The 12,146-nt window shown below is 58.9% G+C and carries 11 protein-coding genes; 1 reads left to right on the top strand and 10 read right to left on the bottom strand.

Translation table 11 applies throughout. The features are described 5' to 3' along the window. Positions 1–314 precede the first annotated feature (314 nt). From AC3WN7_RS13655 to AC3WN7_RS13610, 10 genes are all read right to left on the bottom strand, one after another. On the bottom strand, positions 315–2,408 hold the full coding sequence (locus tag AC3WN7_RS13655) for an LTA synthase family protein (protein WP_095966325.1): 2,094 nt from the start codon (positions 2,406–2,408) through the stop codon (positions 315–317). Between the two features lie 337 nt (positions 2,409–2,745). After that, positions 2,746–3,351, bottom strand: coding sequence for an START domain-containing protein (locus AC3WN7_RS13650; RefSeq protein ID WP_102674461.1), 606 nt, complete (start codon positions 3,349–3,351; stop codon positions 2,746–2,748). A 41-nt stretch (positions 3,352–3,392) separates the two neighbouring features. Next, positions 3,393–3,647, bottom strand: coding sequence for a YkgJ family cysteine cluster protein (locus AC3WN7_RS13645; RefSeq protein WP_095966323.1), 255 nt, complete (start codon positions 3,645–3,647; stop codon positions 3,393–3,395). A gap of 166 nt (positions 3,648–3,813) precedes the next feature. After that, on the bottom strand, positions 3,814–4,296 hold the full coding sequence (locus tag AC3WN7_RS13640; protein ID WP_102674460.1) for a translation initiation factor 2: 483 nt from the start codon (positions 4,294–4,296) through the stop codon (positions 3,814–3,816). A gap of 80 nt (positions 4,297–4,376) precedes the next feature. Continuing rightward, on the bottom strand, positions 4,377–5,816 hold the full coding sequence (locus AC3WN7_RS13635; RefSeq protein ID WP_007973699.1) for an aminotransferase-like domain-containing protein: 1,440 nt from the start codon (positions 5,814–5,816) through the stop codon (positions 4,377–4,379). A gap of 200 nt (positions 5,817–6,016) precedes the next feature. After that, complete coding sequence (locus AC3WN7_RS13630; RefSeq protein ID WP_095966321.1) at positions 6,017–6,823, bottom strand: OmpA family protein; 807 nt, start codon at positions 6,821–6,823, stop codon at positions 6,017–6,019. After that, positions 6,820–7,176, bottom strand: a complete 357-nt coding sequence (locus AC3WN7_RS13625) for a DUF4398 domain-containing protein (protein ID WP_015093949.1) — start codon at positions 7,174–7,176, stop codon at positions 6,820–6,822. Before AC3WN7_RS13625 ends, AC3WN7_RS13630 begins: the two co-directional genes overlap by 4 nt. A gap of 9 nt (positions 7,177–7,185) precedes the next feature. After that, positions 7,186–8,022 carry a substrate-binding periplasmic protein gene (locus tag AC3WN7_RS13620; RefSeq protein WP_095966320.1) on the bottom strand — a complete coding sequence of 279 codons (837 nt, stop codon included), beginning with the start codon at positions 8,020–8,022 and terminating at the stop codon, positions 7,186–7,188. A gap of 194 nt (positions 8,023–8,216) precedes the next feature. Next, a complete protein-coding gene (locus tag AC3WN7_RS13615) occupies positions 8,217–9,146 on the bottom strand; it encodes an electron transfer flavoprotein subunit alpha/FixB family protein (RefSeq protein WP_102674458.1) in 930 nt (309 codons plus the stop codon). Next, positions 9,147–9,896 carry an electron transfer flavoprotein subunit beta/FixA family protein gene (locus AC3WN7_RS13610; RefSeq protein ID WP_015093946.1) on the bottom strand — a complete coding sequence of 250 codons (750 nt, stop codon included), beginning with the start codon at positions 9,894–9,896 and terminating at the stop codon, positions 9,147–9,149. A gap of 548 nt (positions 9,897–10,444) precedes the next feature. Between AC3WN7_RS13610 and AC3WN7_RS13605 the strand changes: the two genes are divergently transcribed. After that, positions 10,445–12,109, top strand: a complete 1,665-nt coding sequence (locus AC3WN7_RS13605) for an electron transfer flavoprotein-ubiquinone oxidoreductase (RefSeq protein ID WP_095966319.1) — start codon at positions 10,445–10,447, stop codon at positions 12,107–12,109. Positions 12,110–12,146 lie beyond the last annotated feature (37 nt).

Genomic DNA, 12,146 nt, shown 5'->3' with positions numbered 1-12,146 from the left:
GGAATGTCTTCCAGTGCGGTTCCACAGCATCACCAAGACATGGCACGAAAGCCAAAGAGACAGGAACAGACAGACACTCATCCTTGCGACACTGCCCGCTCTCAACGTCGCTGTTACAAACGTTGGATCAGGTACCCGAAGCACCTGTATGAAATCCCCAAACCCCAAGGGTGTCTACTGTCAGAGTTGACAGGTATTGCCCTTGGATGCGGCTCTTCGCCACCCGGCAAACATAAAAAAATCCGATGCCTGTGCAGGCATCGGATTCTGATTTTTTGTTGCCTGAAGTCAGGCAACAAGACCTGACTGAATACTTAGTCCGGCGTGCCGTCAACGACTCCTGCTGTGTTGTCCAGCAGGCTCTTGGTCGCTGTTTGCAGGAACGCTTCGAGCTTGAGTTTCAACTCGGCGGTACGCGGTGCGTCAGCAATGATTTCGGCGCGAGGCTTGGCACCCAATTCATACTGATACAGCTTCGGCGCCATGTCCTTGTCCTTCGGCAGGACCAGAATCTGGTCGGCGGTGAGGATGGCCGTGGTCTGCTCGCTGCCCGACGGCTTGATCACACCAATACCGGCATCGCCTTGCGGCAGGTCGAGCAGATCGCGTCCCCAGCACTGATGGCGCACTTCGCCACCGATGCGGCCCATGATGGTCGGCACGATGTCGATCTGGGTGCCTACGGTGTGGTCACGCTGGCCGAATTTTTCCTGGATGCCCGGCGCGATCATCAGCATCGGCACGTTGAAGCGCCCCAGGTCCATCTCGGTGATCTGCTGTTCGTTACCAAAACCGTGGTCACCGACGATGACAAACAGGGTTTCCTTGAAGTACGGCTCCTTGCGGGCCTTTTCAAAGAACTGGCCCAGTGCCCAGTCCGAGTAACGCATGGCGGTCAGGTGTTCGTTCAGGTTGCCACGATCGGTTACGCGCTCGACCGGCAATGGCGTCGGCAAGGCGTAAGGCGTGTGGTTGGACAGGGTTTGCAGCAAGGCATAGAAAGGCTTGCCGTTTTCCCGCGCCTTGAGCTCGACCAGGCCACGGTCGAACATGTCCTGGTCGGACACGCCCCAGGTCGGATCAGAGAACACCGGGTTCACAAAATCGTTACGACCGATGAAGTTGGTCATGCCCTGGTTGCTGAAGAAACCCGACTGGTTGTCCCAGGCGAAATCGCCGTTGTAGACATACACGTCGTCGAAGTCACGGGCACTGAGCAACTGCGGCAGACCCGACAGCTTGTGGCTGCCTTCCGGGGTCTGCATCAGGTATTCGAAGCCCGGCAGGTTCGGGAAGCAGGCCATGGTGGCGAACATGCCCTGGTGGGTATGGGTGCCGTTGGAGAAGAAGCGGTCGAACAGCAAGCCTTCCTTTGACAGTTTGTCGAGGTACGGCGTGATGTTGCCCGGCCCGCCCAGCACGCCCACCGAGTGACCGGCCATGCTTTCCATCAGGATCACAACGACGTTCTTGATCGGCAGGGTCTTGTCGGCCGGCGGGGTGTAATCGCGACGTACCGCTGCGGTGTCGGTATCCACCAGTTTATCGGCCGGTACCAACAGCATGTCACGCACCACTTGCTGGGCTTGTGGCTGAGGCAGGGTCGCCTTCCAGATATTGTCGCGATCCTCGGACATCCGGCTCTTGGCGGCGGCGACCAGAGAAAGCGTACCGTTGAGACCCAACTGGTTGGCGAAGTTGGAATCCGTGGTGTAGACATCACCCCAGCGCATCGGCGGGCCTTGACGCAAGGTGCCACGGGCCGCGACGACGCAGATCAGCAGGCAAACCACGAACACGCCAATGCGTGCATACCACGGCGCAACCTGGCGAGTGCCGATGCTGCCGCCACTGAACGGGCCACGAGGGCGGGTCGCACGGTCTGCGCCCTTGAACGCCAGGCTCAGGATCCAGGTGCCCACGGCCCATGCCAGCAGGTAGCGGACCACGGGGAAACCGTACCAGAGCATGCTCATCACGGTTTTCGGATCTTCCTTGACGTACTGGAAGACCAGGCCATTGAGACGCTGGTGGAACTCACGATAGAAGTCCATCTCCATCAGGCCCAGGAACAGCGCAATGCTGGAGACGACTGTCAGCCAGAGACGGAACAGCCCGCGTGCGGCCATGGCCCGGACACTGAACAATGACAGCAGCAACGGAATACTGAGATAGACCACCAGACGCAGGTCGAAACGCAGACCGTTGGCGAATGCCTCAAGGAAGGTCGAAGCCGGTGTATCGAGGATCATCGAGCGGTTGTAAACCAGCAGCGCGACGCGCAGCAGGCTGAACATGACCATCATGACCAGGGCACACAACAGCGTGTAGGCCAAATGCGATTTGACGGTCGGTTGCAGCAGGCGACTAAAGGCTCGCTGCTGATTCAGGGCGTCCGGGATTGCCATGTCGTTTTAGGACCCATTGGAAGTTGAAGTTTCAAAAAATACAGCTGCGCCTGGCCCTCTTTTCGGCCCGTACAAGGCCCGGGGTTTGCGCGGTGCGCAAATGTTGCACGATCAACGGCTGTATTGCCATTGATTACTCCCCTCATCCCGACTGTTTCATCCTGCATTCAGGAATACGCTGCGTGTGGCGGGAGAGCCGGTGAATTGTCTTGGAGACCTGGTGAAAATTTCGTGCAACGCATATCCGGAAACAAATTAAAGCGCCCTGCCCGGCCAAAAACGCAAACGCCCCGAACCGGTCGGGGCGCTGCGAAGTCACCTTTAAAGCAGCACGCCGTTACTTCTCGGCGCGTTCCTTGAGGGCTTTCAAGGTATTGAACGGGGCATCCACCACGAACTTGTTGGCCACCATCGACGGCACGCTGCCACCCGGTTCAGTGTGCACCTGATAGGTCACTTCGACCTGGTCGCCCTTGGGTACGAACTTCCAGAAACCGTCGACCTTGGCGACCCGGACGAAGCCTTTTTCTTCAGGAAGGTATGTCGGTACGCCTTCGAGCTTGCGGGTCAGGCTGCCATCGGCACCTTCGGTGGTGGTGATGTGCAGCACCGAGTCACGCGCAGTCACCGGCCATGGGGTGTTGAACTGAGTGTAGGTCCAGCTCTGGTCACCTTCGTGCTTGAGCAACTTCTGGGTTTTGCATTCGTGAATCCAGGCGCAGGCTCCGGACACGTCATCCTGCAACGCGCGCAGCTTGGCCATGGTGGTTTTCATTAGCGTAACGCCCTGGTAGGCCTTGTAATCGGACCCGGCCACTTCACTCAGGGAGACCTTGATGCCGTCTTCGTTTTTCGCGATTTTCCAGTCTTCGGCCTGGGCCGTCGAGGTAACCAGCACAACCGTCAAACCACACAGCACAGCCATACGATGCAGCGAACCCATAGTCTTATTCCTTATTGTTGAAGTTCCGTTCGTTCGACACATCACGCCGCCGTCATTTGCTCCCACCAGCCAATCAGCCGGATGGCTTCTTCGCTGCTGCTTCCGCACACCTCGAGGTCGGCCTCGAAGGCAGAACACACCGCCGGCCGTTCCGGCTGGCCGAAAATATTGCACAGGTTATCGGCGGAAAGTTGCAGGCAACGCTGCCCCGCGGCCTTGCCGTTGGGCATACCGGGGATCGGTGAACTGATGGACGGGGCAATGCAACAAGCGCCACAGCCCTCACGGCATTTCATGACGACAAGCTCCTCGCGACGAGCAATGTGTAAAAGGACGGGGCACAGAGTACCCGCTAAAACAGTTGTTTTAAATTACCTGCGAGCGGGTTTTTCCACGTTAACGGGCATGACCGACCAGTCTCCGACAAAGCGTCTGTTCTGCGGCTCGCGGAACTTGCTGGCGTTACTGCTTGAACTCGAAATCCAGTGCCGCGCCTTCAACCTCACGGCGCTCTTCATTGCGCAGTTGCAGCTGCATTTCATTGCTGAGCAGGCGGCCGTTGAGCTGGAACGGGCTGCTGCCGCTTTTGTCACCGAACATCTGGGGCAGCAGCGGTTCGCGCTTGGACAACGGCACTGTTCCGACCGGCTTGAGTTCCTGAACCATATCCTTGGGCAAGCTCAGGTCCAGCTTGGCGGATGGAAGCTCGGTCTTTACCACTTCGCTGGCCGGTTTCGATTTGGAAGCAATGGGTGGGCGTTTTTTCGCGGGTGTCGCCGGTTTTTTGGCCGGCGAGGCTTTTTTTGCGGGTGCGATTTCTATCGGTGCGACGTGGAAACTGCCGGTGGCCTGCTGATCCTGCTCGGTGGCGGCAACGACGGATACCGGCTGAATACTCGCAATCAGGCAGAGCAAAAGCCAGGCGGCAGGAAAAGTCGGTTTCATGTATCCAACGGTGGGTGCAAACGGCAGAGGTGCCTATGCTCGCCTGTTGCAGCCCACAAGACAAGCGCAGTAGCAGACTATTACAAACCGCCAGCCATCTCCTGGCAGAGTTGGGTGGCCAGCATGCCCAGGGTCATTAACGCGCGCTCGGCTTCACGATTCCAGGGCGTGCCGCAATTGAGGCGAATGCAGTGATTGAATTGCTCGGTATTACTGAAGATCAGCCCGGGCGCAATACTGATGCCCTGCTGCAATGCCCGCACGTGCAACTCCTGGGTGTTGACCCGCCCCGGCAGACTGACCCACAGAATGAAGCCACCGGTAGGCCGGGTCATCTGCGTGCCTTCCGGGAAATACTGCTGCACGGCCAGCTGGAAGGCACTGAGGTTCTTGCGGTACTCCTGACGGATGAAGCGCAAATGCCGGTCGTACCCGCCATTTTCCAGGTAGGCGGCGATGCCCATCTGGGTCACGCTGCACGCTGAATGCGTGCTGAAGGTCTGCAAGCGCTGGATTTCCTGCTGATACTTGCCGGCAATCATCCAGCCGATCCGCACCCCCGGCGACAGGGTTTTCGAGAAGCTCGAGCAATAGATCACCCGGTCCAGCCGATCATAGGCCTTGAGGGACTTGGTGCGTCCCTGCTCGAACATCAGCTCACCGTAGATATCGTCTTCGACAATCTGGATATCGAAGTCCGACGCCAGGCGCAGCAGTTGTTTCTGCCGCTCTTCAGGCATGGTGCCGCCCAACGGGTTACTCAGCCGGGTGGTCAGCACCAACGCCTTGATCGACCACTGGTTGGCTGCCAATTGCAGGGCTTCCAGGCTCATGCCCGTGGCCGGATCGCTAGGGATCTCGATGACCTTGAGGCCCAACAGATCGGCCAGTTGCAGCAACCCGTAGTAGGTCGGCGACTCGGCTGCAATCAGATCGCCCGGGCGGGTCAGTACGCGCAAGGACATCTGCAGCGCATCGACGCAGCCGTGGGTGATCACCACTTCCGACGGATCGACCACCACGCCGGCATCGCGCATGCGGATCGCCACCTGCCGGCGCAACGGCTCGAAACCGGGACTGAACATGTAACTGAAAGCCCGCGGGCTATGGAAACGAGTGACTTTGGCCAATTGCTGATGCAGCGCCCGCACCGGCAAATAATCGACACTCGGCACCGCCGCGCCCAGCGGGAAGACACCTTCACGACGAGATTCGACCAACACTTGTTGAATGATGCTGCTACGGGTGACCAGACCGGGGCGCTCGACCCGGGCGATGTCCGGCGTCGGCGCCGTGAGTGCCGGCGTCTGGTGCACGTAGTAACCCGACTGCGGCCGGGCGCGGATCAGCCCCTGATCTTCGAGATTGGCATACGCCTGCAACACCGTCGCATGACTGACATTGAGCTGCGAGCTCATCTTGCGCACCGAAGGCACGCGCTCTCCCGGCTGATAGACCCCTCGGCGGATGTCTTCGGCCAGTTGTTGAGCAATACGTTGATAGAGCAAAAGATTGGTCATGACGCAGCACTCGATTTCACGGGCATTTTATTCTTGTGTAAAACAATACCGGAACAGTTTAGAAGTGTACGGGGACAGTTACCACAATAGTCGACCGTACAGTGCAGTGTCAGCAAAATCTGTACTGTTTTGTGCGGTAATCGGCAGGCAAAAAAAACCCGGCGCTGCATGGCAGGCCGGGTTTTCCATCGACGCACCCCCTACCGGGCGGCGCCGAGCTGGCCGTTTTCGTCAGAAAACACAATTTCCACCCGACGGTTCTGCGCACGGCCCCGTTCCGACGCATTCGCGTCCACGGGATACTCGTCGCCATAACCTTCGACCTGGATGCGCTTGTCGTCAATGCCCAGGTCCATCAGCACGTCAGCCACCGACTGTGCGCGGTCGCGAGAAAGCTTGAGGTTTTCCTGCTTGCCCCCGGTACTGTCCGTGTAACCTTCGATCCGCACCACACGCTTGGGGTTGAGTTGCAGGAACTGCACGATCTTCAACACCACGCGGTTGGCCGAAGGTTTCAATTCCGCTTCGCCGGTGTCGAACAGCATGTCGCCCAACGTCATCACCAGACCGCGGTCGGTCTGGGAGGTGGTCAATGCCAGGATCTGCTCTTCGAGCCATTTGCCTTGCTGCTGCACACTGAACAGTTTGGACTCACGCAATGCCAGTTGCAGACGCTGCCGTTCCAGTTCGAGTTTTGCCGCTTTTTCTTCGTTGAGCGCCTGATTGGTGTGTTCCCGGGCAATGGCGCTATAGCGCTGGCTCAGGTAGGCGTAATGCACCACGTCCGAACCACTGCCCCAATAGCTGGACAGGCGATCGGCACGGGCCAGGGACTCACCGGCGCGGATCACGTCCTTGGGGGCGATTCGCAGGACATTGGAGTCTTCCTTGACCTTCTGAAAGTCGGTTCCGGCCTGCTGCAGCGAGGTCTCGCTGTGCTGGCTGACGCAACCGGTCAGGCTGGCGGCCAGAATCAAACCGCCAAGGGTTTTGCGCTTGAGGCTCATTGAGCATCTCCCAGTTGCTTTTGCAGACGGGCGATGCGGGTGTTAAGCACGTTCAACTGTTCCTCGCTCTTGGCCGTCAGCACCTTGGCCTCAGCCAGGCGCGCATCCAGTTCGGCCTGTTCGGCGCGCATGCGCGCGTTCTTGAACGATTGATCAGTCATGTTGCCCTTGGCACGGTTGTACTTGTCCTCGGCCAGTTTCATTTCCGGCACATCGTCGGCGGTGGCACCCACGGCCTTGGCCTGTTCGAGTGCCTGTTCGGTCAGGCGCATTTGTTCGTTCGGCGCCGGATCGGTTGCACAACCCGCCAGGGCGACAATGGCCACGGCAGCGAAAAGAGGTCGAATACTCACTAAATATCCCTACTGTTTTGGGGTACTGACGGGTTGTTGCGAGGGTTGCTGCGGTTGTGAGCGCTGTGCCTTCCAGCGCTCGATATTGCGCATCAGCACAGCCTCCGTCAGTCCGGACGCGGGCAATTCTGTCATCTTTTTGGCCAACTGTCCGCGCAACCACGGATCGTTGCAGGCCGAGTTGTGGGAAATCGCCAGGAACAGGCCAGGCTTGTCGACCGGTTGCGAACGCGCAATCAGATCACCGGCCATGCCCAGTGCCTGTGCAGTCGCCATGCCCGAGTAACGTCCGGCCAGGACAAATTCGACTTCGCCCAACAACAGCTTCTGAAAGGCCAGGGTCAGGCTGGACGTGTGCGCGAGGGTTAACTGCTGTGCGGCAAAAGTGCTGAATTGCGCGGTCAATCGAGCCTTTTCCGACACGGCACCCGGATGGCCGTGCAGATCTGTGGCTTCGTTGTAGACCAGTGCCGAATCCTTGCGCGTCCAGACCAGGTAGTCGTTTTCCAGCAAGGGAGGATGGATGTAATCCAGGGTTTCCAGCTCACTGACGGTCAACGTCGCGTCCGCCAGCATGTCCATGCGTCCGCTGCGCACTTCGTCCAGGGCCTGGGCGCGTTTGCCGGCATACAGCAGTTCGACCTTGAGCCCCAACTCCCCCGCCACTTGCTGCAACAAATCGGCACTGGCACCGATCAGGTGTTTGGGATCTTGCGGGTCTTGCCACAGGTACGGCGGCGCATCGGGGCTGCCGGTGACCACCAGGCGTTCGCATTTGCCTGCGGCGAAAGACAGCGCCGGCAACAGCGTCAATCCCAGCAAGCTCCATACACAGCGCAGATCCATGGCTTCACACTCCACTCAAACCCGGTTATTCCCCCCTGTAGGAGCGAGCTTGCTCGCGATGGACGTTAACGATGACGCGTTCATTTTGGAAAAACGCGGCGCATTGAAGTCCATCGCGAGCAGGCTCGCTCCTACAGAGAAGCAAAAAAAAGCCCGACCAAAAGGCCGGGCTCTTTATAAGTGAAGCAGCCGGTTTAGACCAGCTTCTCCAGCTCAGGGATGGCTTCGAACAGGTCCGCCACCAGGCCGTAATCGGCCACCTGGAAGATCGGCGCTTCTTCGTCCTTGTTGATCGCAACGATCACTTTGGAGTCTTTCATGCCGGCCAGGTGCTGGATCGCGCCGGAGATACCGACGGCGATGTACAGCTGTGGAGCAACGATCTTGCCGGTCTGACCGACCTGCATGTCGTTGGGTACGAAACCTGCGTCGACCGCGGCGCGCGAAGCACCCACGGCAGCGCCCAGCTTGTCGGCCAGGGCGTACAGGTGTTTGAAGTTGTCGCCGTTCTGCATGCCGCGACCGCCGGAAACGACGATCTTGGCAGCGGTCAGTTCCGGACGATCGGACTTGGCCAGCTCTTCGCCGACGAAGCTGGAGATGCCAGCGTCGTGGGCAGCAGCAACCGCTTCAACAGCAGCCGAACCACCGTCAGCGGCAACCGGGTCGAAACCGGTGGCACGCACGGTGATCACTTTCACTGCAGCGTTCGATTGAACGGTAGCGATGGCGTTACCGGCGTAGATCGGACGCTTGAAGGTGTCAGCGCTTTCTACCGAGATGATCTCGGAGATCTGGTCAACGTCCAGTGCAGCGGCAACGCGCGGCAGGATGTTTTTGCCGTTGGAAGTGGCGGCAGCCAGGATGTGGCTGTAGCCCTTACCCAGTTCGGCGACCAGTGGAGCAACGTTTTCCGGCAGCTGGTGAGCGTAGGCAGCGTTATCAGCTACCAGCACTTTAGCCACGCCAGCGACTTTCGCAGCGGCTTCAGCCACGGCGCCAGCGCCCTGGCCTGCAACCAGAACGTGGATGTCACCACCGATTTTGGCGGCAGCAGCAACGGTGTTCAGCGTGGCCGGGGCCAGCACTTTGTTGTCGTGTTCAGCAATAACCAAGATAGTCATTTAGATTACCTTCGCTTCGTTTTTCAGTTTCTCGACCAGTTCAGCCACCGACTTGACCTTGATACCCGCGCTGCGTGCAGCTGGCGCTTCGACTTTCAGGGTCTTGTTGGTGGAGGCGGTGGAAACGCCCAAAGCGTCCGGAGTCAGCACTTCGAGAGGCTTCTTCTTGGCTTTCATGATGTTTGGCAGAGACGCGTAGCGCGGCTCGTTCAAACGCAGGTCGGTGGTGACGATGGCCGGCAGTTTCAGGGAAACTGTCTGCGCGCCGCCGTCGATTTCGCGAGTCACGGCAACACTGTCGCCGCTGATTTCGACTTTCGAAGCGAACGTGCCCTGACCGTAGCCGCTCAGTGCAGCGAGCATCTGGCCAGTCTGGTTGTTGTCGCTGTCGATGGCTTGTTTGCCAAGGATCACCAGCTGAGGCTGTTCCTTGTCGACAACAGCCTTGAGCAGCTTGGCAACGGCCAGGGAAGTCAGGTCTTCGGCGGACTCGACGAGGATGGCGCGGTCGGCACCCAGAGCCAGCGCGGTGCGCAGTTGCTCTTGAGCGGTGGACGGGCCGACGGAGACGACGACGATTTCAGTCGCAACACCTTTTTCTTTCAGGCGTACGGCTTCTTCCACGGCGATCTCGCAGAACGGGTTCATCGACATCTTGACGTTGGCAAGATCGACGCCGGAATTGTCCGCCTTGACGCGAACCTTGACGTTGTAATCCACAACGCGTTTGACAGCTACAAGAACCTTCATGGATTCCTCGTTACTCTCCGGTGAAAAGAAAGTCGCCTAGGCGAACCTGGCGGTTGATGCTCATCGGGCGCAAGGGCACCTCCAAAAACGCCGGCAAAGGTGTCAAGTGACCAGCGCTCATGATCTGCATGACCGTTCGTCAGTGGTGACTGACGAGTCATTCAACATCGCGGCGTGTAAACTGCGCATCAAACCCGCGCAGCGCATCACTCTCTACTGCCATCGCCCTGTCTTTAGAGGTGCTCTTGAAACCAACTGCCAGCCTACGGCGAGCGCAAAACCGCCCGTATCTTGACCGGAACGCCTATTCCGGTCAATACGCCAAAATGGCCGTTCATAAGGCGCGTGACTTTGATTTCTCTGGCTTTGAGCCAATTCAAACAAACGTTTGTATTGGACGCTGAGAGTGGTGTAGATATAATGCGCCACCCAAAGAGAAAGGTGGTCAATCGATTGTCCGCTTTCGGCGTTGCGCCGGAATTCATGGATGCGACACCCAACCTCCAAATTAGAAAAAAAACTGTTGAGCCTTGAGTAGGAGATAACCTGTGGAACGCGAATACATGGAATTCGACGTCGTCATCGTCGGTGCCGGCCCCGCTGGTCTTTCCGCCGCCTGCCGCTTGAAGCAGAAGGCCGCCGAAGCCGGTAAGGAAATCAGCGTCTGCGTGGTCGAAAAAGGCTCCGAAGTCGGTGCTCACATTCTGTCCGGTGCCGTGTTTGAACCACGCGCCCTGAACGAACTGTTCCCGGACTGGAAAGAACTCGGCGCGCCGCTGAACACCCCCGTCACCCGTGACGACATCTTCGTGCTGAAGAACGCTGACAGCGCGCAGAAAGTTCCAGACTTCTTTGTGCCCAAGACCATGCACAACGAAGGCAACTACATCATCTCCCTGGGCAACCTGTGCCGCTGGCTGGCCCAGCAGGCCGAGAACCTGGGCGTGGAAATCTACCCGGGCTTCGCCGCTCAGGAAGCGCTGATTGACGAGAACGGCGTGGTGCGCGGGATCATCACCGGTGACCTGGGTGTCGACCGCGAAGGCCATCCGAAAGAAGGCCTGTACACCCCGGGCATGGAACTGCGTGGCAAATACACGCTGTTCGCCGAAGGTTGCCGTGGCCACATCGGCAAGCAGCTGATCAAGCGCTTCAACCTGGACACTGACGCTGATGCCCAGCACTACGGCATCGGCCTGAAGGAAATCTGGGAAGTCGACCCGGCCAAGCACCAGCCTGGCCTGGTGGTGCACACCGCCGGTTGGCCGATGGACATCATGGGCACCGAGAACACCGGTGGCTCGTTCCTCTATCACCTGGAAAACAACCAGGTCGTCGTCGGCCTGATCGTCGACCTGTCCTACAGCAACACCTACCTGTCGCCCTTCGATGAGTTCCAGCGCCTCAAGCATCACCCGGTGCTCAAGCAGTACCTGGAAGGCGGCAAGCGCATCAGCTACGGCGCTCGCGCCATCTGCAAAGGCGGCCTGAACTCGCTGCCGAAGATGGTCTTCAAGGGCGGCGCGCTGATCGGTTGCGACCTCGGCACCCTGAACTTCGCCAAGATCAAGGGCAGCCACACCGCGATGAAGTCCGGCATGCTCGCCGCTGAATCCGTGGCCGAAGCACTGTTCGCTGAAAAGGACGGCAGCGAAGAGCTGACCACTTACGTCGACGCGTTCAAGAAGAGCTGGCTCTACGACGAACTGTTCGCCAGCCGCAACTTCGGCCCGGCGATCCACAAGTTCGGCGCCATCGTGGGTGGCGGCTTCAACTGGCTGGACCAGAACATCTTCGGCGGCAAACTGCCGTTCACCCTGCACGACACCAAGCCGGATTACGCTTGCCTGAAACTGGCGGCCGACTGCAAGAAGATCGACTACCCGAAACCGGACGGCAAGATCAGCTTCGATAAACTCAGCTCGGTGTTCATCTCCGGCACCAACCACGAAGAAGAGCAGCCGTGCCACCTGAAGCTGGCCGATGCGAGCATCCCGATCAGCAAGAACCTGCCGTTGTACGATGAACCGGCACAGCGTTACTGCCCGGCCGGCGTGTATGAAGTGATCACCAAGGAAGACGGCGAGAAGCGCTTCCAGATCAACGCCCAGAACTGCGTTCACTGCAAGACCTGCGACATCAAGGATCCTGCACAGAACATCACCTGGGTGACGCCGGAAGGCGCTGGCGGCCCGACTTACCCGAACATGTAAGCCGACCGCTGAACATCAAGGCTCCTGAATGGGGGCC

This window comes from Pseudomonas sp. FW305-70 (genome assembly GCF_058783925.1).
The sequence above is the reverse complement of the archived record's forward strand: the minus strand, read 5'-3'. Positions and strand labels throughout refer to the sequence as shown.

Excerpts from the sequence above, each read along its gene's own strand:
- AC3WN7_RS13655 (WP_095966325.1), bottom strand. The coding sequence starts at position 2,408 with ATGGCAATCCCGGACGCCCTGAATCAGCAGCGAGCCTTTAGTCGCCTG.
- AC3WN7_RS13650 (WP_102674461.1), bottom strand. The coding sequence starts at position 3,351 with ATGGGTTCGCTGCATCGTATGGCTGTGCTGTGTGGTTTGACGGTTGTG.
- AC3WN7_RS13645 (WP_095966323.1), bottom strand. The coding sequence starts at position 3,647 with ATGAAATGCCGTGAGGGCTGTGGCGCTTGTTGCATTGCCCCGTCCATC.
- AC3WN7_RS13640 (WP_102674460.1), bottom strand. The coding sequence starts at position 4,296 with ATGAAACCGACTTTTCCTGCCGCCTGGCTTTTGCTCTGCCTGATTGCG.
- AC3WN7_RS13635 (WP_007973699.1), bottom strand. The coding sequence starts at position 5,816 with ATGACCAATCTTTTGCTCTATCAACGTATTGCTCAACAACTGGCCGAA.
- AC3WN7_RS13630 (WP_095966321.1), bottom strand. The coding sequence starts at position 6,823 with ATGAGCCTCAAGCGCAAAACCCTTGGCGGTTTGATTCTGGCCGCCAGC.
- AC3WN7_RS13620 (WP_095966320.1), bottom strand. The coding sequence starts at position 8,022 with ATGGATCTGCGCTGTGTATGGAGCTTGCTGGGATTGACGCTGTTGCCG.
- AC3WN7_RS13615 (WP_102674458.1), bottom strand. The coding sequence starts at position 9,146 with ATGACTATCTTGGTTATTGCTGAACACGACAACAAAGTGCTGGCCCCG.
- AC3WN7_RS13610 (WP_015093946.1), bottom strand. The coding sequence starts at position 9,896 with ATGAAGGTTCTTGTAGCTGTCAAACGCGTTGTGGATTACAACGTCAAG.